The sequence below is a fragment of the Bradyrhizobium sp. USDA 376 genome, assembly GCF_054063675.1.
The window spans coordinates 3,343,819-3,363,975 of sequence record NZ_JBSSGN010000001.1 but is presented as its reverse complement, the minus strand read 5'-3'; the positions used below and the strand labels follow the sequence as shown (position 1 = coordinate 3,363,975).

The 20,157-nt window shown below is 63.8% G+C and carries 19 protein-coding genes and 1 tRNA gene; 4 read left to right on the top strand and 16 right to left on the bottom strand.

Annotated elements, in window-relative coordinates:
- The first annotated feature begins 2 nt into the window (after nucleotides 1–2).
- From ACVJ19_RS15720 to ACVJ19_RS15710, 3 genes are all read left to right on the top strand, one after another.
- Nucleotides 3–920 (top strand): alpha/beta hydrolase family esterase, encoded by a 918-nt coding sequence (locus tag ACVJ19_RS15720; protein WP_453948281.1) that lies wholly within the window; start codon nucleotides 3–5, stop codon nucleotides 918–920.
- Nucleotides 921–1,017: 97 nt separating this feature from the next.
- Nucleotides 1,018–1,368, top strand: coding sequence for a RidA family protein (locus ACVJ19_RS15715; RefSeq protein WP_260386860.1), 351 nt, complete (start codon nucleotides 1,018–1,020; stop codon nucleotides 1,366–1,368).
- A 109-nt stretch (nucleotides 1,369–1,477) separates the two neighbouring features.
- Entirely contained in the window at nucleotides 1,478–1,843 is a 366-nt protein-coding gene (locus tag ACVJ19_RS15710) for a nuclear transport factor 2 family protein (RefSeq protein WP_453948282.1), read from the top strand.
- Nucleotides 1,844–2,067: 224 nt separating this feature from the next.
- Here the strand turns inward: ACVJ19_RS15710 and ACVJ19_RS15705 are convergent, their stop codons facing one another.
- From ACVJ19_RS15705 to ACVJ19_RS15640, 14 genes are all read right to left on the bottom strand, one after another.
- On the bottom strand, nucleotides 2,068–3,171 hold the full coding sequence (locus tag ACVJ19_RS15705; RefSeq protein ID WP_453947895.1) for an IS4 family transposase: 1,104 nt from the start codon (nucleotides 3,169–3,171) through the stop codon (nucleotides 2,068–2,070).
- Between the two features lie 334 nt (nucleotides 3,172–3,505).
- A complete protein-coding gene (locus ACVJ19_RS15700; protein ID WP_453948226.1) occupies nucleotides 3,506–4,546 on the bottom strand; it encodes an IS110 family RNA-guided transposase in 1,041 nt (346 codons plus the stop codon).
- A 203-nt stretch (nucleotides 4,547–4,749) separates the two neighbouring features.
- Nucleotides 4,750–5,598, bottom strand: a complete 849-nt coding sequence (locus ACVJ19_RS15695; protein WP_453948283.1) for an amidohydrolase family protein — start codon at nucleotides 5,596–5,598, stop codon at nucleotides 4,750–4,752.
- Between the two features lie 3 nt (nucleotides 5,599–5,601).
- Nucleotides 5,602–6,579 carry an aldo/keto reductase gene (locus ACVJ19_RS15690; protein ID WP_453948285.1) on the bottom strand — a complete coding sequence of 326 codons (978 nt, stop codon included), beginning with the start codon at nucleotides 6,577–6,579 and terminating at the stop codon, nucleotides 5,602–5,604.
- A 105-nt stretch (nucleotides 6,580–6,684) separates the two neighbouring features.
- Nucleotides 6,685–7,620 carry a sugar-binding protein gene (locus ACVJ19_RS15685; protein ID WP_456739393.1) on the bottom strand — a complete coding sequence of 312 codons (936 nt, stop codon included), beginning with the start codon at nucleotides 7,618–7,620 and terminating at the stop codon, nucleotides 6,685–6,687.
- A gap of 94 nt (nucleotides 7,621–7,714) precedes the next feature.
- Complete coding sequence (locus ACVJ19_RS15680; RefSeq protein ID WP_453948288.1) at nucleotides 7,715–8,797, bottom strand: ABC transporter permease; 1,083 nt, start codon at nucleotides 8,795–8,797, stop codon at nucleotides 7,715–7,717.
- The gene (locus tag ACVJ19_RS15675; RefSeq protein ID WP_453948289.1) at nucleotides 8,797–9,555 is read right to left on the bottom strand and encodes an ATP-binding cassette domain-containing protein; all 759 of its coding nucleotides are present in this window, start codon (nucleotides 9,553–9,555) and stop codon (nucleotides 8,797–8,799) included. The genes ACVJ19_RS15680 and ACVJ19_RS15675 overlap by 1 nt, the downstream gene beginning before the upstream one ends.
- Before the next feature lie 12 nt (nucleotides 9,556–9,567).
- A complete protein-coding gene (xylA, locus tag ACVJ19_RS15670; RefSeq protein ID WP_453948290.1) occupies nucleotides 9,568–10,890 on the bottom strand; it encodes a xylose isomerase in 1,323 nt (440 codons plus the stop codon).
- Entirely contained in the window at nucleotides 10,891–12,345 is a 1,455-nt protein-coding gene (xylB, locus tag ACVJ19_RS15665) for a xylulokinase (protein ID WP_453955078.1), read from the bottom strand. It lies immediately after the preceding gene.
- Between the two features lie 82 nt (nucleotides 12,346–12,427).
- Entirely contained in the window at nucleotides 12,428–13,468 is a 1,041-nt protein-coding gene (locus tag ACVJ19_RS15660; protein WP_453948291.1) for a LacI family DNA-binding transcriptional regulator, read from the bottom strand.
- 88 nt (nucleotides 13,469–13,556) lie between these two features.
- Nucleotides 13,557–14,021 carry a GNAT family N-acetyltransferase gene (locus ACVJ19_RS15655; protein WP_453948292.1) on the bottom strand — a complete coding sequence of 155 codons (465 nt, stop codon included), beginning with the start codon at nucleotides 14,019–14,021 and terminating at the stop codon, nucleotides 13,557–13,559.
- Nucleotides 14,022–14,062: 41 nt separating this feature from the next.
- Complete coding sequence (locus tag ACVJ19_RS15650) at nucleotides 14,063–14,644, bottom strand: helix-turn-helix domain-containing protein (protein WP_183250497.1); 582 nt, start codon at nucleotides 14,642–14,644, stop codon at nucleotides 14,063–14,065.
- A 194-nt stretch (nucleotides 14,645–14,838) separates the two neighbouring features.
- Nucleotides 14,839–17,997 carry a VCBS domain-containing protein gene (locus ACVJ19_RS15645; protein ID WP_453948293.1) on the bottom strand — a complete coding sequence of 1,053 codons (3,159 nt, stop codon included), beginning with the start codon at nucleotides 17,995–17,997 and terminating at the stop codon, nucleotides 14,839–14,841.
- Entirely contained in the window at nucleotides 17,988–18,440 is a 453-nt protein-coding gene (locus ACVJ19_RS15640) for a hypothetical protein (RefSeq protein ID WP_453948294.1), read from the bottom strand. Before ACVJ19_RS15640 ends, ACVJ19_RS15645 begins: the two co-directional genes overlap by 10 nt.
- Between ACVJ19_RS15640 and ACVJ19_RS15635 the strand changes: the two genes are divergently transcribed.
- Nucleotides 18,432–19,283: a hypothetical protein gene (locus ACVJ19_RS15635; protein WP_453948295.1), complete on the top strand. Its 852-nt coding sequence runs from the start codon at nucleotides 18,432–18,434 to the stop codon at nucleotides 19,281–19,283. The two genes, ACVJ19_RS15640 and ACVJ19_RS15635, sit on opposite strands and share 9 nt — an antisense overlap.
- A 64-nt stretch (nucleotides 19,284–19,347) precedes the next feature.
- Here ACVJ19_RS15635 and ACVJ19_RS15630 read toward each other — a convergent pair whose 3' ends face one another.
- Both ACVJ19_RS15630 and ACVJ19_RS15625 read right to left on the bottom strand, forming a co-directional pair.
- Nucleotides 19,348–19,788, bottom strand: coding sequence for a hypothetical protein (locus ACVJ19_RS15630; protein ID WP_453948296.1), 441 nt, complete (start codon nucleotides 19,786–19,788; stop codon nucleotides 19,348–19,350).
- A gap of 167 nt (nucleotides 19,789–19,955) precedes the next feature.
- Nucleotides 19,956–20,029, bottom strand: a tRNA-Gly gene (locus ACVJ19_RS15625).
- Between the last annotated feature and the right edge of the window lie 128 nt (nucleotides 20,030–20,157).

Here is a 20,157-nt window from a genome sequence, read left to right as displayed (position 1 = left end):
TCATGCGGCGGTGGGTGCAGATCGGGATGTTTGTTGCGGCATTGACCGCCGCCTCAGCCGCATCCGCCGACGTCATCGACGTCAACGGCGTGAAGCGCTCCTACACCTTGCAGCTTCCAGCGAAGCGACTCGTGCCGCTGGTAGTCGTGCTGCACGGCAAGACCCAGCGCGGCGCCGACATGGTCGCGCGGACCGCGTGGCCGCAGGTCGCGAAACGCGAAGGTTTCGCCGTGGTTTTCCCTGATGGCCTCAACCATGCCTGGGCCGATGCAAGAACGAAAGCGGGCCCCGCGCTCCGTGGCCCGCCCGACGGCACCGACGACGTCGCCTTCATCGCAAAGCTCGTCGAGAAGCTGGTGGCGAACGGGACCGCCGACCCGAAGCGCGTCTATGTCGCCGGCATCTCCAATGGCGGCGCCATGGCGATGACGCTTCTCTGCTCGCGCGCCGATCTGTTCGCGGCCGGCGCCAGCGTGGTCATGAACCTCACCGATGAGGCCGCGGTCACCTGCCATCCGTCGCGGCCGCTGCCGATACTGCTCATGAACGGCACGGCCGACCCGCTGGTCCCCTACGCCGGCGGACGCGGATCGAGCTATTTTGCCGCAGACGGGTTCTGGTCGACCGACGAGACGCTGGCATTCTGGCGCAAGCACAATGGCTGCGAGGCGGACGATGTCGGCGTGACAGATTTGCCCGACAAGGCGCCCGCAGACCAGTCCACGGTCACACGGATCACCTCGCGCTGTCCGAAAGGCCATGACGTCGTGCTCTATCGCATCAACGGTGGCGGCCACCGCATGCCGGGGTTTGCGCCGGATGCTCGCTTCCCGCGGGTCGCAACCAGCCTGCTGGGGCCGCAGAACGGCGACATCGACGGCGCCGAAACAATCTGGACATTCTTCAGTCAATTTCCGTGAATCGGCGCATGCATTGCCGGCGACGCATGCGCCACCGGGGTGGCAGAGCGCAAGGCGCTGCGCTAGACAGGGCCGCCATTCCAGCAGGAGATCCCAAATGAGCATTCAGCGTTTTGAAACCGGCCCTCGCATGAGCCAGGTCGTCGTGCACGGCAACACCGTCTATCTCGCCGGCGTCGTCGCCAGCAATGCCGCCGGCGAAAGCGTGACCAAGCAGACCCAGGACATCCTGAAGACCATCGACGGCCATCTCGCCAAGGCCGGCACCGACAAGTCGAAACTGCTCTCGGCCACGATCTACATCACCGACATGAAGACGTTCGGCGAGATGAACGCGGTGTGGGACGCCTGGGTCTCGTCCGGCAACACCCCGGCCCGCGCCACCGTCGAAGCCAAGCTGGCGGCCCCGCAATACACCGTCGAGATCATGGTGACGGCCGCGAAGTAATTCGCATTAAGAATTCACGCGCGCTGATGACCTCCGAGGTAATCGATCGGCGCGCGTGAACCTTCGATAGTGACGGTCAGCCAAACCGGCGCCATCGAAGGAGAGCACAATGACCGATCCAATCGCCATCGCCCGCCGCTATATCGACCTCTGGAACGAGCGTACAGCCGGCCGCCGGCGCGAACTGCTCAGCGAGAACTGGACGGCGGATGCGAGCTACGTCGATCCCCTGATGAAGGGCGACGGCCGGGACGGCATCGACGCGCTGATCGCGGGCGTGCAACAGCGCTTTCCGGACTTCAAATTCAGCTTGATCGGCGAGCCCAACGGTTACGGCGACCATATCCGCTTTTCGTGGGGGCTTGGTCCTGACGGCGTCGACAGCCCGATCAAGGGCACGGATTTCGCAGTGCTGAAGGACGGCCGGATCAAGAGCATCACGGGATTCCTCGACCAGGTGCCCGCGGGGGCGTGAGAGGCGTATTGCCTCCTCAGTCTCAGCCGTCGTCCCGGCGAAGGCCCATGGGCGCTAAAATAGTTGCATTGCTTGATAGCGACGTTTTCGTCTTGGTGGTTCGTGTAGATGCCGTCCGAGCGTGGAGCGAAGTCTGCGCAGGCAAGCAATCGCGGGTTGGGGCATGATTGCTTGTCGGAGGGAGGCGACGAGTTGGCGGAGCAGACGCCAGGTCCCTGGACGGGTCAGGCGGCCTCGGCCAAGCGGGGAGAGTCCTCGAGTTCGTCGACGAGTGGCTCGAGCAGGAGAATGATCAGCAGATGAGCGAGGATGTGGGGCCTGGCGGACCGCTCGTCAGTTCCGGGAGGGCCCTTCAGGCCAATCAAACTCTTGAGCCGCTTGAAGCCGAGTTCAATGCGCCATCGCAGCCGATAGAGGGCAAGGACATCGCTCGTTGAGAAGTCCTCCGGTGCGAGCGAGGTCACCAGGATCACCCAATCTGCAGCGTCAAGTGTTTGCCTGGAGAGCTGGTGGCCTCCCTTTTGGGCCGTTCGGCGCGCCTTGCGTCGTGCGACCGCGGCCGCTTGCGCCGGCTTCTTGACGGCAACCAGACGCAGAGCGAGCAGCGGTGCGCCAGACTTGCGTTTTATCCAGATCGGTCGATCGATCAGGCCACATGCCGAAGCCTTGCGCAGTTCGGCCGTCAGATCGACCAGACCACCTTTGGCATCAACCCAACGCGCGCTCTTCCAGCCGGACCGGATCACGAAGTCCGCGCCGGCATCGACGAGACGTGCCATGCGCTCCGGTTGCAGATAAGCGCGGTCGCCAAGACGGATTTCGCCGGCAATCACCGGTATCCGGTCCAGCGTCTCGCCCGCTCGCTGATCGGTCAGCTCGAAGTGACCAAAGCGCTCCTGCGGAAGATCGAACGCGCTGTGTATGCGCCACACCGCGTTCTTGTTCCTGCCGCTCGTCCCAGCCTTCGGGACCGTCGTGGCGTCAACAATGCGGATCAGGCGGCCGTGGCTCGCCTTCGGCGCACCGCTCGCCAGTGCTTGGCCTATCAACTTCGCCAGCCAATCTCCGCACTGACGCAACCGATACAACAGAGCCACGTTGGAGATATCGACAAGGCCCACCGACGTGGCCCATGCCGCCGTCAACCGCAGACCTCGCTCGCCAAGGCAATACGCCAGGATCAAGCGCAGCAAATCCACCGCATTGCTGATTTCCCGCGGGCGGACAAACGCCTTCGTCTCGCGCGCGCTAACGTTGAGCGCTTCGGCGCCGCCAAGCCGGGCGACAACACGCGCCCAGTCCTCGTTCACAAGCGATTCGTGTGCCATCCCAATTTGGAATCACAAGCCAATCCAATGCGCAAATCCTATTTTAGCGCCCATGGGCGAAGGCCGGGACCCATATGTGGACGGCCCCCGTGGCACAAGAGGCTTGGCGGTCTGATCGGATCGCTTGCATCCATATGTCCGGCCTGTTGGTGCGGTTGATTTGAACCGCTGGCCAAGATGGTTTCCGCGACGCGAGCTCCAATCAACCACGCGACCTGGGTTCGGCCGATGGGTCCCACGGGATGTCTCGCACCTCGGATCGATCGATCCTACCATCTACTCCTCTTGCAGCTCCGGCTCGGCCGGTCGGGCGAACCCGATCGGCTGATCTCCCTTAGGCGGCAGCCGCGGATGCAGCCCGCATCCGAGCGCCGTCGTATCTCTCCCCCGTCACCATCAGCTTCCAGGCGATGCGGGCATTCTTGTTGGCGAGCGCCACGGCTGCGAGCTTGGGCGGCTTGCGCTTGAGCAGGGCCAACAGCCAAGGTGACGGATGACCGCGGCCGCACATGGCCTGCTTGATCACGGCGGTCGCTCCCGCCACCAGGACACTGCGCAGCCGCTCGTCTCCAGCACGGGTGATCTTGCCGAGACGGGTTTTGCCGGCAGTGGAATGGTCTTTCGGAGTCAGCCCAATCCAGGCCGCATAATGCCTTGCGGAGCTGAACGCGTGCGGATCCGGCGTCTTCATGATCAGCTCAGGCGCACCGATCGGCCCGATCCCTTGAATCTCTGCAAGGCGCCGGCTGTCCGGGTTGGCACGGTGCCAGGCCTTCAGCCTGGCTTCGATTGTCTTCAGTTCCTCCTGTAACTGCGCGTACTGGCGGCCCTGCTGCGCCAACAGATCGCGCGCCAGTTCCGGCACGCTTTCGTCTTGCGCGATCTGCGCCAACAGCGGCTCGACCTGGCTGAGCCCCTTGGCCGCCGTGATCCCGAACTCAGCCGCATAGCCGCGGATCATGTTGCTAAGCTGGGTGCGCCGGGCGATCATCTGCTCGCGCAAGCCCGTCAGCATCAACGCGGCCTGCTGCTCGGCACTCTTCACCAGCACGAACCGCATCGTCGGCCGGCTCATCGCCTCGCACAGGGCCTCAGCGTCGCGCCCGTCGTTCTTGTTGCGCTTGACATAGGGCTTCACGTGCTGTGGCGCCATCAACTTCACTTCGTGGCCCAGCTTGCCCAGCTCCCGCGCCCAGTAATGCGCCGCGCCGCAGGCCTCCATCCCCACTTGCGTCGCCGGCAGCTTGGCAAAAAACTCCAGCATCTGCTTGCGCGTCAGCCGCTTGCGCAGCACTGGCCGCTCCGCCGCGTCCACCCCATGCAGTTGAAAAATATGCTTCGACGTATCGATCCCAATTCGGATAATCTCGCTCACGGACGGCTCCCTTGTCTGAGATTTGCAACAACCTCATTCTGGCACACTGATGCCGTAGGGGGCCGTCCACCCCATCAACCACAGGGAGCAGTTTGGCGAAGATTAGTCGTTCGGTACTCCTACCTCGGGCAACCCGAGAGATCACGCGGTATGGGTCCCGGCCTTCGCCGGGACGACACTGTGATTGGGTGCGCGGGCTTTGCTTATGCAGTTGCCAACCGATACGCAGCCTTCGCATTCACCCCAAACGCCTTCTCGCGCACGCGCGGCCCCAGCTTCACCAGGCACGCCTCCAGCGCGCCCTTGGTCTCGCCGTAGCTGCCGGCGAGCAGGCACACCGGCCAGTCCGAGCCGAAGATCAGGCGATCCTCGCCGAAACATTTTGCGGCGTGCGCGACGAACGGCAGCAGGCGCTCTGCGTCCCAATCATCCCACTTCGCCTCCGTCGCCAGCCCGGAGATCTTGCACCAGACATTGCCGCAGGCGGCGAGCGCTGCGATACGGTCGGTCCATTCGTCGCTTCCGCCGTCGGCGATCGGCGGTTTTGCGGCGTGATCGAGCACGAAGCGCGCCTGCGGGAAGGCCTGCGCGGTTGCGATCGCGGACGGCAGCTCGCGGGTGCGGACGAGGAAATCGTAGGTGAGATCGCGGGCGAACACTGCGGTGAGGCCGCGCTGGACGTCTTCGCGAAGCAGCCAATCCGCATCGATCTCGTCGTGGACCTGGTGGCGGATGCCGACCAGCTTGTCGCCGCCGGGCAAGGCGCGCAGCCGGTCGAGCGTTTCGCCGAGGTCGCCGTCGGTCAGATCGGCCCAGCCGACGACGCCGATCACCGACGGCGTCGCATGCGCGATGTGCAAAAATTCCTCGGTCTCCTCCAGCGCGGAGCGGCACTGCACGACGATGCTGGCGCCGATGCCGTTTTCCTTCAACAGCGGCGCGAGATCGGCGGGGCCGAAGGCGCGGCGGATCGGTGACAGCTCGGGCGCATCCATCCAGGGATAGTCGGCACGCCCGGGGTCCCAGAAGTGCTGATGGGCGTCGATGATCATGCCTTAAGCTCCACCGGGCAGCGGCGCGCGGGCGTCGACGAGGTTTCGCGCGCGCAGCTCCTGCCAGAACGCTGCCGGCACCGCCTTCTCCGACATTGCGATGTTGTCGGCGACCTCGTCGGCATTGCGCGCGCCCGTCACGGCGACCGTCACGGCCGGATGGGCCATGCAGAACTGCAGCGCGGCGGCCTTCAGCTCGGTGCCGTGCTTGCGGCAGAGCTCGTCGAGCGCGAGCGCACGCGCGACGAGCGCGGCGTCGGCATCCTGATAGTTGAACTTCGCGCCCGTGTGCGGATTGGCCAGGATGCCGCTGTTGTAGATGCCGCCGAGCAGGATGCCGATGTTCTTCGTCTGACAGATAGGAAACAGCGCATCCAGCGCGCCCTGGTCGAGCAGCGTGTAGCGCCCGGCGAGCAGGAAGCAGTCGACCGGCGCAGCCTCCGCGAAGCGGACTGGCATTTCCGACTGGTTCATGCCGGCGCCGATCGCCTTGACCGTGCCGTCCTCCCGCAGGCGCTGGAGCGCGCGGAAGGCACCCGTGACAGCTGCGTCATAGTGATCGTCGGGATCGTGCACGAGCAGGACGTCGACGCGGTCGAGCCCGAGGCGAGCAAGGCTCTCCTCCACCGAGCGCATCACGCCGTCATAACTGAAATCGAACACCGGCCGCTCGCGCGGCGTGCCCTTGTAGTGCTCGTCCTCGGCGGCGCCGTCATCGGGGGCGCGCAGCAGGCGGCCGACCTTGGTCGAGATGGCATAGGACTCGCGCTTCTGCTGCCGCAGGAACGCGCCAAGCCGCCGCTCCGCAAGGCCAAAGCCGTAGAGCGGCGCGGTATCGAAGAAGCGGATTCCGGCCGACCAGGCGCGCGCGATCGTTGCTTCCGCGTCCGCGTCGCTGACGGGGCTGAACAATCCGCCGAGCGGTGCGGAACCGAGGCCGATTGAGGTGACGTCGAGAGAGCCGAGCCGTGAGCGTTTCATTCCCATTACCTTACGTCTTCATTCCAGCAGTCCAAAGATCATCTCTCCCGCTTGCGGCAAGCGCAAGCGGGAGAGGCATGCAGGAGCGCGGGGCTGGCGGCGCTCCTACTTCAGCATCTGCGCGACGTTCTCCTTGGTGACGAGATCGAGGCCGGTGTAGACGATCTCCGGCACCTTCTCGCCCTTCTTGATGGCGAGCAGCGTGTCCATCGCCTTCTCGCCCATCTCGAACGGACGCTGGCCGACCAGCGCATTGGCATAGCCGTCACGCAGCAGCTCGAGCTGCATCTTCAGCGTATCGGCGACGACCAGCGTGAACTTGCCGGAATCGATGTCCTTCTTGTTCCTTGAGGCAAAGGCCTTGAAGCCCTCGGGGGCGAACATCGGCCAGCCGAGGCCGATGGGAACGATCGCGGCGAGATCGGGCGTTGCGGTGCGCATGTCCGTCATCTGCTGGACCGCGAGCGCAGGATCGTCGTTGCAGAAGGTCGGGGAACCCGCGACCTCGGTCCATTTCGAGCCCTTCAGCGCCTCGCGAACGCCATCGACGCGCTCGGCGAGGTTCTTGGCGCCGGGGCCTCCCGAGACCATCGCGTACTTTCCGCCGTCGGGCCGCAGCTTCAGCAATTCCTTGCCGAGCGCGACGCCAAACTCCTTGTTGTTGGTGCCGATATAGGCGATGCGCTTGGAGCCCGGCGCATCCGCATCGAAGGTGATGACGGGGATGCCAGCGGCGGTCGCCGCCTCGATCGACTTGGTCATGGCCGCGACGTCGGCGACCGAGATGGCGAGGCCGTCGACCTTCTGGGTGACGAAGTCCTGGATGATCTGCGCCTGCGTCGCCGGCTCGTGCTCGACCGGACCCTTGTAGATGCACTCGATGTTGCCGAGCTCCTTGGCGCGCTTCAGGCAGCCGTCGCGCGCGAAGTCGAAGAACGGATTGTTCATCGCCTTGGGCACGATCACGAAGCGGTAGTTCGCGGCAAGCGCCGGCGTCGCCATCATCGCAACGGCAATACCGGCAAGAAGAAGTTTCCTCATTGTCTCCTCCACCCTTGTTTGGTGCCCATCCTCTCGAAAGCGCCCGGGAAGCGGACAGGCGGCATTTTCGTTACCTTCCCGAGATGACGTCACGTCAGGTCATCCGCGAACGGATGCGATCGACAAGCACGGCCAGAATGATGATCACGCCCACCAGCGTCTGCTGCCAGTAGGAGGAGACCTGCGCCAGAACCAAGCCGTTGCGGATCACCTCGAGCAGCACGCAGCCGACGATGGCTCCGAGCGGTCCGCCGATGCCGCCGGCGAGATTGGCGCCGCCGATGACGGCCGCCGCGATCACGTTGAGCTCGTAGGAGGTCGCCATGTTGGCCGGCGCCGATCCGAGCCAGCCGGAGATGATGATGCCCTGGAGTCCTGCGGCGAGCGCGCAGATCACATAGACCTCGATCTTCACCCGCACCACCGGGATGCCGGTCAGCTCGGCCGCCTTCTCGTTGCCGCCGAGCGCGAAGACGTGGCGGCCGAACGAGGTGTGGTGCAGCACCACCGCCATCGTCAGTGCGAGGATCACGAGATAGATGAAAGGCACGGGCACGCCGAGCACGTCGCCGGAGGTGAGCGCATAGAAATAATCGGCGTCGGGCCCGCCCGGAAAACTGCCGCGGCCATTGGAGACGACATAGCCGAGCCCGCGCACGATCGAGAGCATGCCGAGCGTGGTGACGAAGGGCGACAGCCCGAGCACGGCGATGCAGAAGCCGTTGACGAAACCCGCAATCAGCGCGACGCCGAGCCCGGCGAGGATCGAGACCAGCAGGATCAGCCCGGGCACATTGGCCAGCACGGTCTTGCCGTCGGATGCCATGTGCACGAACAGCGAGCCCGCCGGCGAGCCGGGCGCCGACAGCTCGGTCATCACCATCGAGGTGATCATGGCGGAGAAGCACATCATCGAACCGACCGACAGATCGATGCCGCCGGTGATGATCACGAAGGTCACGCCGAGCGTGGCGATGGCGATGAAGGAAAAGTTCTTCGCCACATTCTGCATGTTGCCTTCGGTGAAGAAGTACGGGCTGGCGAAATGCATGATCACCAGCAGCACCGCCAATGCGAGCAGCACGTAGCCGGTCTGGGAAGCGAAGATGCCGCGCTGCCACCATCTGATCTTGCCGACATTGGAGAAGGTGATCGGGGATTCCATGGGCATGGCCATCACGCCGCCTCCTTCGCGCCGGTGATGAGGGCGGTGACTTCCTCTGGGCTGGTCTCGTGGATCGGCTTGTCGGCCCGTTTCTCGCCGCGGCGCATGACGACGACCCGGTCACACACCGCGAACACGTCGGGCATGCGGTGCGAGATCAGCATCACGGCGACGCCCTGCTCCTTGAGCCGGTGGATCAGGCCGAGCACCTGCTCGACCTGGCGGACCGAGATCGCCGCCGTCGGCTCGTCCATCATCACCAGCCGCGCATTGGAGAGCCGGGTCCGCGCGATCGCGACGGCCTGGCGCTGGCCGCCCGACATCTGCTTGACGAGATCGTCGGGGCGCGTCTCCGAGCGCAGCTCGCCGAACAGCTCCAGCGCGCGCGCCGCCATCGCCTTGTGGTCGAGCAAGGCAATGGGTCCGAATTTGCGCTTCAGCTCGCGGCCGAGGAAGACGTTGGCGGCCGCCGTCAGATTGTCCGATAGCGCAAGGTCCTGGTAGACCACCTCGATGCCGACTGCGCGGGCATCGACGGGCCGGTTGAAATGGACCGCACTGCCGGCAAAGCGCATCTCGCCGTGGGTGGGGCGGAAATTGCCGGCGATGATCTTGACCAGCGTCGACTTGCCCGCGCCGTTGTCGCCCATCAGCCCGACCACCTCGCCCGGATAGACCTGCATGTCGACGTCGTGCAGCGCGCGGATCGCACCGAACTCCTTGCCGATGCCGGTGAGCTCGAGCACCGGAGTCGCGTCAGCGTTTGTCATCAGCGGCGTTCCTCAGACATAGCGGTTGACCAGGGATTCCAGATATTCCTGCCGGCCCGAGCGCGGCTGCGGATCGAAGCCGGCGCTCATCGCACGGTCGGCGAGATCGGCGAGCGAGCGCTGGCCGCCGAGAATGGCCCGGCCCTCGGGGCCGGCCCATCCGTCGTAGCGCGTGGCAATCGGCGTCGTGAGCGCGCCGGCATCGAGCATGTCGGCGGCGGCGAGGAAGGCGCGCGCGCAGGCATCCATCGAGCCCACATGGGCGTGGATGAGATCATCGGGGTCGATCGACTGGCGGCGGATCTTGGCGTCGAAATTGAGCCCGCCCGACGTGAAGCCGCCGCGGTTCAGGATCTCGTGGAAGACCAGCGCCAGCTCGCCCACGTTCATCGCGAACTGATCGGTGTCCCAGCCGAGCAGATCGTCGCCGCGGTTGATGTCGAGCGAGCCGAACACGCCGAGCGCCTCGGCGAGCGCGACCTCGTGATGGAAGGAGTGGCCGGCGAGGATGGCGTGGTTCTGCTCGATGTTGAGCTTGACGTCCTTGAGCAGATCGTAGCGTTCGAGGAAGCCGTAGCAGGTGGCGACGTCGAAATCATATTGGTGCTTGGTCGGCTCCTTCGGCTTGGGCTCGATCAGGATCGGGCCCTTGAAACCGATCTTGTGCTTGTGCTCGACGACGAGCGAGACGAAGCGACCGAGTTGGTCGAGCTCGCGCTTGAGATCGGTGTTGAGCAGCGTCTCATAGCCCTCGCGCCCGCCCCACAGCACGTAGTTCTGGCCGCCGAGCCGGTGCGTCACCTCGAGCGCGGCGCGGACCTGGCCGGCGGCATAGGTGAAAACGTCCGGGTCCGGATTGGTCGCGGCGCCCGCCATGTAGCGGCGATGCGTGAACAGGTTTGCGGTGCCCCAGAGCAGGCGGACCTTGCTTGATGCCATCTTCGCTTCGAAGACATCGGCGATGGCGTTGAGATTGGCGACGGACTCGCTGAGCGAGTTGCCTTCCGGCGCCGCATCGACGTCGTGGAAGGTGAAGAAGGGCACGTCGAGCAGGCGGAACAGCTCGAAGGCGACATCGGCCTTGGCGCGCGCCATGGCCATCGGATCGGTGCCGTGGTGCCACGGCCGCAGGAACGTCTCGCCGCCGAAGGGATCGCCGCCCGGCCAGCACAACGAATGCCAATAGCAGACCGCAAAGCGCAAATGATCCTCGAGCCGGCGGCCGTGCACGAGGCGGTCCTTGTCGTACCAGCGGAAGGCATGCGTGTTCGCCGCATCGTTGCCGGCGAAGGCGACGGGCGTCGTTGCATCGAAGAATTTGGCTGACACGTTCACTTAAAGAGACTCCTTCAATGCGGGATAAAGCGCGCGCCAGCGGCGATAGGCCTCGTTGTAGGCGGCGGTCACGGATGCGCGGGGCGCGAAGCTCGCGAGTCGGCGCGGACGGGTGCAGACTTGCGCCGGATCTTCGCCGGTGGCGGCGAGCCGGCCGAGCCGTGCGGCGCCGAGCGCCGCGCCGACCTCGCCTTCCTCGACGCGGTGGACGGGAATGCCGAGCACGTCGGCGCAGATCTGCGCCCACAGCGGCGAGCGCGAACCGCCGCCGACGAGATCGACTTCGCTGATCGGCCCACTCGCCGCGCTCAGCGCCGCCAGATTGTCGCGCGCGGCGAAGGCGACGCCTTCGAGCACGGCCTGCACGATCTGGGAACGCCCGGTCGCGCCGCGCAGGCCGACGAAGGCGCCGCTCGCGGCCGCATCGTTGTGCGGCGTGCGCTCGCCGTCGAGATAGGGCAGGAATTTGATCGGGCTCGGTCCGTCAACGTGCTCGCCGAGCGGCGCCAGCAGCGCGGCCGCCGGCGTCTCCATGACATCGGACAGCCAGGCGAGCGAGGCCGCGGCCGACAGCATCACGCCCATCTGGTGCCAGAGGCCGGGCAGCGCGTGGCAGAAGGCATGCACGGCGGAAGCCGGCGCCGGCGCAAACCGGTCGGTGACGCGGAACACCACGCCCGATGTGCCGAGCGACAGGAAGGCATCGCCCGGTGCGATGGCGCCGAGCCCGATCGCACTCGCCGCGTTGTCGCCGGCGCCGCCCGCGACCACGACGTCTTTCGCCATGCCCCAACGCTGCGCGTATTCCGGCGCGAGTGTTGCGCTCACCGCGCTGCCCTCGACGAGGCGCGGCATGTGGTGGAGATCGAGGCCGGTCGCGTGCAGCAGCAGGGCCGACCAGCGGCGCTCGCCGACATCGAGCCACAGCGTGCCGGCCGCGTCCGACATGTCCTCGATCATCTCGCCGGTCAGCCGGTAGCGGACATAGGCCTTGGGCAGCAGCGCCTTGGCGACGCGCTTGAAGATCTCCGGCTCATGCCGCGCCACCCAGAGCAGTTTTGGCGCGGTGAAGCCGGGCATCGCCAGATTGCCGGCGATGGCGTGCAGCGACGGACAGCGCCGCTCCAGCATGGCGCATTCGGCCTGCGAGCGGCCGTCGTTCCAGAGGATGGCGGGACGCAGCGGCCGGCCATCTTCGCCGAGCAGCGTCGCGCCATGCATCTGGCCTGACAGCCCGATGCCAGCAACCTGCGCGACCTCACGCGGATGGCGCGCGGCGAGATCGTCGACCGCGCCGATCGCGCCCTCGACCCAGGCATCGGGATCCTGCTCGGACCACAGCGGCGCCGGATGCGACAGCGCGAGCTCGCGCGCCGCCGTCGAGACCACCGCGCCGGCTTCGTTCACGAGAACCGCCTTCACACCGGACGTGCCGATGTCCAGTCCGAGATACACGCCATCCTCCCCTTCTTCCGTCGCGGTGGCGAGCTTGATGTCGCCTTCGCCGTAACGGGCCGTTTCCAAATCGACCTACCGCTTAAGGCAGGTTGTCCCGCATCACGATGTCGATCCTGATCTTCTCCTGCTCACGCAGGATCGGCTCACCGCGTGCAAGCGCGAGCAGCACGCGCACGGCGGCGCGCGCCTCATGTCCCGGATTCTGCGAGATCGCGGCATCCATCACACCCTGCAGCAGCAGCCGGCGCGTCAAAGCGGTAACGTCGTGCCCGACAAACACGACCTTGTCGCGGCCGGCCTCGCTCAACGCTTTCGCAACGCCCTGCGTGCCGGCGCCGACGTTGTAAAGGCCGACAATGTCAGCATGCCTGCCTAACAGCCGTGCCAGCACTTGCTCCGAGCGCTCGTCCTCGTCGCGCCCTTCCAGCACCGGCAGCACGCTGAGGTCGGGGAATTCGCTAGCCATCACCTGGTTGAAGCCGAAAATGCGCTCGGCATGGTCGCGCAGGCCCTGCGATCCCGCGACGACGGCAACCTTGCCGGTCCGACCGCCGGCCAGCCGTCCTACCAGCGCGCCGGCGGTGCGGCCCGCGGCGATGTTGTCGATGCCGACATAATGGTGGCGGCGCGAGGACGGTACATCCGAGACCAGCGTCACGACCTTGCTGCCGGCATCGACGAGGTCGTTGATCGCGGCGCGGACGGTGGGATGGTCCAGCGCCACCACGGCGACGCCGTCGTATTCGCCGGACAGCGCCTCCAGCGAGGCGGCCAGCACGGAGGCGTCGAACACGTCGGTTGCGACCATCTCGACATTGAGGCGGCGGGCCGAGAGCCAGCCCGACATCTCGCCGAGATAGGCCTCGATCTGCTGCATGAACGGATTCGGACCCGACGGCATCACGAAGGCGAAGCGGCGGGCGCGGCCGCGCGCGAGCTCGGCGGCCGCCACATGCGGCTGGAAGGAATTGCGCTCGATCGCCTCCCTCACGCGCCGGACCGTGTCCGGCCGCACGCCCGGGCGGTTGTGCAGCACGCGATCGACCGTCGCCAGGCTGACGCCCGCCTCGCGGGCGATGTCCTTCAACGTCAGGGCAGTGGCGGCGAGGGTGTCAGCCATGGCTGAAGGCTAGCAGAGGTGTTTTGAGGTACGCAACTCATTTTGAGGGACATGATGGCATTTCGGGCCCGGCAGTTGGCCGGAGTACTCAGCGGCCGCTCAGGTCGAGCGTCAGGAACAGGCTGTTGCGATCCTCGACATAGCCCTCGAACGGGCCGCAGAGCACGAAGCCATGCGCCTGGTAGAGCGCATGGGCCGGCTTGAAATAATCCCACGAGCCGGTCTCGAGGCTGAGCCGCGTCAGGCCGCGCGCGCGGGCTTCCGCGATGATGTGGCGAAGCATCTGGCCGCCAAAGCCGTGCCGCCGCGCGGTCTGAAGCGTGTGCATCGACTTGACCTCGCCATGACCAGGCGAAAGCGCCTTCAGTGCGCCGGTGGCCACCAGCGTCTCGCCGTCCCAGCCGGTCCAGAACGCGACGTCGGTGGCGCGCAAGCCCGCCAGATCGAGCGCATGCGCGCTGCCCGGCGCAGTCTGCGCCCGTGCCGCCGTGACGTGATGATCGAGCAACGCGATGACGCGCGGATCATAGGTGTCGCCGGCGCGGATCTGCATGGTCGGCCTCATTTCAAGCTTTCGTTCGCCGGGCGGCGACATCACATCTTGCCGTAGGAGGTGCCGCGCCGGGTGATGATGACGTAGCGCGCGTCCTGCCTGGTTTCGTTCTCGAAGGTCACCGCGCGCATGACGTCGAAATCGAGACAGTCGCCGTCGCGCAGGCGCACCGTCTTGGCGTCGATATGCACGCAGACCGCGCCCTCCAGCATCAGGAGCTGCTGGGTGAAGGCGTTGCGGCCCCAGGGGCTGTAGGAGACGCGCGCGCCGGCGGGCAGGTCGACGACGATGATCTCGATGCCGCTGGCCGCATCCGGCGGCGAGGCATGACGCCGGCGATAGCCGCTGTCGGGGTCGCGCCAATGCGGCTGGTCGGCGAGCCGCACCAGGCGCTCCGGCGGCTTCTCCGCGAGCGCGACGACATCGCTGAGCGTGACGTCGAGCGCCGCGCAGAGCTTGTTGAGCAGCGCCGCCGTCGCACTGCTCTGCGCCCGCTCCACCCGCCCGATCATGGCCCGGCTGACACCGGAGCGGCCCGCGAGTTCGTTCAACGTCATGCCCGCCTGCGTCCTCAAGGTCTTCAAGCGACGACCGATCGCGCGATCGAGTTTCTGCTGGTCCATGGCTTTCATCCGAATATTGCCCGACAGGAGGACCGCACCCATCAGGGCGGGAGAAAGCTTAAGCCGGGCGAGCCGCGCGTGCCGGGAACAAGGAGCTAATATATTAGAATTTTTGCGCGGCAAATTCTCTGGCGTCTTGCCGCAGCCCGCCTGGTGGAAATGGCGGGCTCGACAAAGTGTCCTTAGGAAATTCGCTAGACAAGAAAATCCGGCGCCGCGCCGTGGACCTGCGGAATCAAGGACCCGGGCGCGAGGTGAAGCGTCATCGCATGATGATCCGCATCGGTCAGCGTCAAAATATTGGTCTGAGTGTCGAAGGCCACGTTCACCTTGGTGTCGAAGCCGTCCAGCACCAGCGTCGTGCCCGGCGTATAGTTCGAGATGACGGCGGCCGTCTGCTTGGCATTGGGCCCGAAGACAAACGTGTCCGTCCCCGTCAGAACGACATTGCTGCTCAGATTACCGGTGACCACCAATGTCCCGTTGTTGACGTTGACGGCTCCAGCCCCGCTCAAATGATCGACCTTGAGCACGCCACTATCCAGGACAGTGCCGTTGTTGACGAAATTGCCCGAGACATCCACCTCGCTGCCGGCATGCACATTGACGATACCGCCATTGGTCAGGCCACTCCCAAAGTCGATCGTGCCGCCCTGATCGGCGGTGATCGTTCCAAAGGTGTTGAAAACGGCGTCGTTGAAATCGAGCGAGGCGTGCACGGCTTCGATCAGGCCGCTGCTGGTGACGGAATTGCCGGTGTTCACGCTGAGCGGCTGGGACCCGTTCGCCTCGAGCGTGCCGGAGACGCCGATATCCAAAGTGAGGCTGTGATCTCCGTTTCCGATGGTGCCGGCACCGTCGATCGTGCCGCCTTCAAGGTCGAGCGTGTGATGCGCACCGCTGTTCAGGATCGAGGAGCCCGGATCGAGCTTGATCTCGCCATTGCCGATGACCGTCGTGTCGCCGGTCAGGATGAATTTCGCGAAATTGAAGAACTCGATCTTGCCGCCGTTGTTCAACGTGCCGCTGGCAAACACACCGCTTGCGGCACTGAAGTCAAACACGGCGCCAGCCTTGAGCGTCACGTTGTTGAAGCTGTTGGCGCTGCCTGCAACGGATTCGATGAGTCCGCCTGATGTCGCATCCAGCAACGTCCCGTCCAGATGTACGTTGTCGAAGGTGATGGTGCCGCCATTGGCGACGATCGCACCGAGAGAGCCGCCGATGATCGTATCGTTCACGAACGCGAGCATCGCCTGGGCTTCGCTCAGTGAACCGAGATTGTTGATCGTGCTGTTGCTGATCACACCGGCGCTGGCGGTCTCGTGCAAATTTCCGGTCACGCTGACATTGATCGTGGCCCAGTCAATCGACGTGAAGCCGGTCGAGCCGGTGACAGTCAGAACACCGGGGCTGGTGTCATGCACGTCCGTGACCGTGATCGCGACGTTCTTTGTCGTGATTATTGTCAGGTCGCTGACCTCGACGGTGATGTCATAGACGTTGTCGTGGTTTGCGTCTTTCGGCGCTTCGAAGTCGGGCGCAGACTTGAACGTCACATCGCCTGTGATCGACAGGTCGAACAGGGCCGCATCAGCGCCGGAGAGCGAGTAGTTCACCGACCAGTTGTCAACGTCGGTCGCCGCGATGTGGTAGGCGAGACCAGTGCCATTCTCCGCGAAGCTTGCCGTCGCGGCCGAGTGGATCACGGGGGCATCATCGATTCCGTTCAGCGTCACCGTGATGCTCTGCGTCGCCGAACCGCCGTGACCATCGTCGAGGGTCAAGGTGAAGGTGTCGGCATGGGTCTGCCCATCCCGGAGCGGAGCGAAGTTGGCATGAGAAACGTCATAGCTCCATGTCACCTTGCCATCGGCATCGTCGACGGTGGCCGTGAGTGTGCCCAGATTGCCGCTTTGCGATGCCACCGAGGCCGTGTGAGTGTCAGTCTTGTCGGCGTCGGTAAAGAACACCGGCCCCGATGTCGAAACATGGGCAGCGCCATTGTCCGTCAGCTTCGCAGCAATGACGGACGGCATACCAAGTTCCTTCACGAAGATATCGGAAGCGCCGTTGGTATCGCCCGGCACCAGAGTGCTGGCTGAAGACTCGAATACCAGCTTGGTGCCATCAGCCGAGAAGCCGGGACGCTCGTTGTAGCCATTTGCCGGCACCCCGCTCGCGTCGGTCGAGATAAGAGTGACGGCCCCGGTGATCAGGTCCTTCACATACACCTGAGGGCCATAATAGCCGTAGAAATCCGACACGAGATTGTTGGCCTCGGAAACAAATGCGATCTTGGTGCCATCAGGCAAGAATACGGGTTTCTGGGCTGCGGCGTTGTTGTTCTGCGGGACTCCGTCGGCATTGGCCGATACCAGCGTGACCACGCCTGTGGTCAGATCTTTAACGACGACGTTGCCGATCCGGATGTTGGAACTACCCGGCACAAGATTGTCGGCGAAGGTATAGAACGCCACCTTGGTGCCATCGGGCGAGAACACCGGATCGTAGCTGCCGCTATTCCCATGAACGCCGCTGGCGCTGACCGACACCAGTGTGGTGGCCCCGGTGGAAAGATCCTTGATGTAGATGTCGCTGATGTCGCCACCTGTGTTCGACGCGGACGCGAACACGATCTTGGTGCCATCGGGCGAGAACGAGGGGGCGTAGGTCCAACCATTCTCCTCGCCGCCGTGGTGTTGATCGTTGTACGGGCTGGGGCCCACGAGCGTTATCGCGCCAGTGGTCAGGTCCTTCACGAAGATGCCGCGCAACTGGTCGGTATCATCAGGCACGAGATTGTCGGCATCGGAATAGAACGCAACCTTGGTGCCATCAGGCGAGAATATCGGGTTGGTGGTCCAGAAGCCGTCCGCCTGTGCCCCGCTGGCACTGGTCGACACGCGCGTGATGGCGCCGGTGGTCAGGTCCTTCACGAAAACGTCGTAAGCCTGATTGGTATCGCCCGGCACCAGATTGTCGGAAGAAGATGAGAACGCCAGCTTGGTACCATCGGACGAAAAAACCGGCTGGTAGCCACCCCCCTGAACTCCGCTGGCATTGGTCGACACGAGCGTGATCGCACCAGTCGTCAGGTCCTTCACGAAGACGTCGGGTGCACCGTTGGTATCGCCGGCCACCAGGTTGTCGGCATAGGATTCGAACGCCACCTTCGTGCCGTCGGGCGACAACACGGACTGGTAACTTTGATCATCCGCCTGCCCCCCGGTTGCACTGGTCGACACACGCGTGACGGAAGGGGTGAAAACAGGTGCCGAGTTTGTCATCAATGCCTCCGTTTGCCCGGCAACAGGCCGGGTCCGAATGTTTTGTTCGATGATCAGAAACAAAAACGCGGCGCCAATAAGTCGCTGCCGACCAGACTGCTGATCAAAGCAAGTCTAGTGCCCCTGGATGACGAACGCTTGATGTCGCGCGATATCAATGAAGCGGCTTCAGCGTAGTCGTACTCCTTCTTTTCTAGATCGATGTACGCAAAACGTTCCACCGCCTTTAGGACCAAGCCATGCGGATGGTAGTGAATAGCCTCGAATTCCTTCCAGCGGGGGCGCTTGTCGAAATCCTTGTAATGGCTCTTAAATGGATAGTGCTCGTCATCGGCGTCGCGCAATAAGACGGATGAGTGCCGCACCTCCTCGCCAAGAACTCGAAAGAGCTTGTTCTTGTTGTTGACCTTAAACCGTATCTCTGTCGAGCGGGATCGGCGACGTGTCACGAGCGAGATGCCAAAGAACGTGAAGAGTATGCGATCGTTTTTCGGGAAATGGAGCATGTCCTCGAGCTCGGCTTTGCCCCAGAGGTAACTTACCTGTGCGAGCGATGGGACGATTGGACGAAGCGCGGTCGTCAGGAGGTTGCGGCCGAGTACAAGCGCCAGATTGCGTTGGTGGCGCGCATGACAACGCAGGCGCTGGAGCTAGAGTTCTCCACCCTTACGAACGAGGTGGGTCGCGTAACCGGCCATTTCGAAAATACGTTGGATGTTATCTTCCCTGATTGGGCAAAGGGTGCCCGAGAAAGGGCAGAGCTTTCGCTGAAGAATGCTGTAGTGGCTAAGGCGCCCGCCGCTGACGTGAACCTGACATTGAGAGGGGCCGATGTGCCAGACACTTTGGCTTGGCTGGAGCGGATAAACTTTTGGAAAGTTCATCTCGGCATTGAGACAATACTCGCCCGCCAATTCAGCAACTCGCGAATAGATAACGTCGCTCTTGCGAAGGAAGTCGAGTCATTGTCGACGACGTTTGAGCATGTGGTCGGCGCCCTGCTGAGCGAAGCGGGCGTCCACCCTACAGGTACGCTGATGAGGAAAGTGCAGCGGTTTTGGAGCGCCGTAGCCGACATCCACTCAATACTAGTTGCCGAGTATGGTTTGGTTTCGACTACTTCGAAGACGCGGGCCGCGCAGATTGCGAGTATCCGCTCATTGTCCGGGACTGGACCGAACATAGAAGTCGCGCGCACGATCTTATTAGCCGTCTTGTATCGAAACGACGGGCAACATAACGGCATGACGACGTGGTCGGAAGAAGAGCTTCAGAGTGCTATTCGAGTCTTTCTAACGGCCATAATGCTCTGCCGCAAAAATCTTCTAACAAGTCCCCCAAAGCCCTGATGCGTGGTCCGCAAGCTGATTAAACAACAGCCGCCTTGCGGCCGGTCCTTGACTAGCCATCCTCTCAAGGAACGAACGTTAGTGTCTGAAACGGGTCCAAGCCGCCCGCGCTGATCGTCCTCCAGTCGAACGAGTATCGATCCTGCAGCGGCCAATCGTCCGGCAATTTGATCTCGAAGTATCCGCCGATCGCCATCTCATATCCTTCAACAGGGCTGCTTTCAGCAAAGTATCCTTCCGGGCCAAAGTCGATAGTGACAAATTGAGATGCAAGGATCGCGACAAGACCGCACATGGCATCAAGCATGTTGCCGAAATTACTGAGATCGAAGTTTTGATGGCGAGAATGTTTCGCGGTATTGTACGCTTGATACCAAGGCAGCGCGCCACCTACCTTCCATGCGGCAAAAGGCGCGCGTGGATTCTCTGAGCCTTTCCAAATTGGAAGTCGCACCTGAAACGAAGACAGGTGGTGAGTTTGATCGAGTTTTCGGTAGTCTAACATGCTCCAATTGCCGTTGCCGACCCGCCCGATCTCAGCGTGCAACTTTACAGTGAGTTGGAATAGCCGGGGATCCCGTACCCAGGGCAGCTCCGGAGAGGGCATGGGCTTTTCGGGACGCCCCCCGAGAATAAAACGAGAATACTTCCTTGGGAAAACCTACTGAGTATTGGAGCGGGCGAAGGGAATCGAACCCTCGTATGCAGCTTGGGAAGCTGCCGTTCTACCATTGAACTACGCCCGCTTGTGCGCTTCGCGCCCATCCTGATTAGCCGAGACGGCGCCTCCCGCCAAGCGGTTTGGCGCGTCCGCCCGGACGGTTGTTAACGTCCTGGCAAGATTCCGGGTGCGCCGGATTGTGGCGGTGTTATG

Excerpts from the sequence above, each read along its gene's own strand:
- ACVJ19_RS15720 (WP_453948281.1), top strand. The coding sequence starts at position 3 with ATGCGGCGGTGGGTGCAGATCGGGATGTTTGTTGCGGCATTGACCGCC.
- ACVJ19_RS15715 (WP_260386860.1), top strand. The coding sequence starts at position 1,018 with ATGAGCATTCAGCGTTTTGAAACCGGCCCTCGCATGAGCCAGGTCGTC.
- ACVJ19_RS15710 (WP_453948282.1), top strand. The coding sequence starts at position 1,478 with ATGACCGATCCAATCGCCATCGCCCGCCGCTATATCGACCTCTGGAAC.
- ACVJ19_RS15705 (WP_453947895.1), bottom strand. The coding sequence starts at position 3,171 with ATGGCACACGAATCGCTTGTGAACGAGGACTGGGCGCGTGTTGTCGCC.
- ACVJ19_RS15695 (WP_453948283.1), bottom strand. The coding sequence starts at position 5,598 with ATGATCATCGACGCCCATCAGCACTTCTGGGACCCCGGGCGTGCCGAC.
- ACVJ19_RS15690 (WP_453948285.1), bottom strand. The coding sequence starts at position 6,579 with ATGAAACGCTCACGGCTCGGCTCTCTCGACGTCACCTCAATCGGCCTC.
- ACVJ19_RS15685 (WP_456739393.1), bottom strand. The coding sequence starts at position 7,620 with ATGAGGAAACTTCTTCTTGCCGGTATTGCCGTTGCGATGATGGCGACG.
- ACVJ19_RS15680 (WP_453948288.1), bottom strand. The coding sequence starts at position 8,797 with ATGGCCATGCCCATGGAATCCCCGATCACCTTCTCCAATGTCGGCAAG.
- ACVJ19_RS15675 (WP_453948289.1), bottom strand. The coding sequence starts at position 9,555 with ATGACAAACGCTGACGCGACTCCGGTGCTCGAGCTCACCGGCATCGGC.
- ACVJ19_RS15660 (WP_453948291.1), bottom strand. The coding sequence starts at position 13,468 with ATGGCTGACACCCTCGCCGCCACTGCCCTGACGTTGAAGGACATCGCC.
- ACVJ19_RS15655 (WP_453948292.1), bottom strand. The coding sequence starts at position 14,021 with ATGCAGATCCGCGCCGGCGACACCTATGATCCGCGCGTCATCGCGTTG.
- ACVJ19_RS15650 (WP_183250497.1), bottom strand. The coding sequence starts at position 14,644 with ATGGACCAGCAGAAACTCGATCGCGCGATCGGTCGTCGCTTGAAGACC.
- ACVJ19_RS15635 (WP_453948295.1), top strand. The coding sequence starts at position 18,432 with ATGGAGCATGTCCTCGAGCTCGGCTTTGCCCCAGAGGTAACTTACCTG.
- ACVJ19_RS15640 (WP_453948294.1), bottom strand. The coding sequence starts at position 18,440 with ATGCTCCATTTCCCGAAAAACGATCGCATACTCTTCACGTTCTTTGGC.
- ACVJ19_RS15630 (WP_453948296.1), bottom strand. The coding sequence starts at position 19,788 with ATGTTAGACTACCGAAAACTCGATCAAACTCACCACCTGTCTTCGTTT.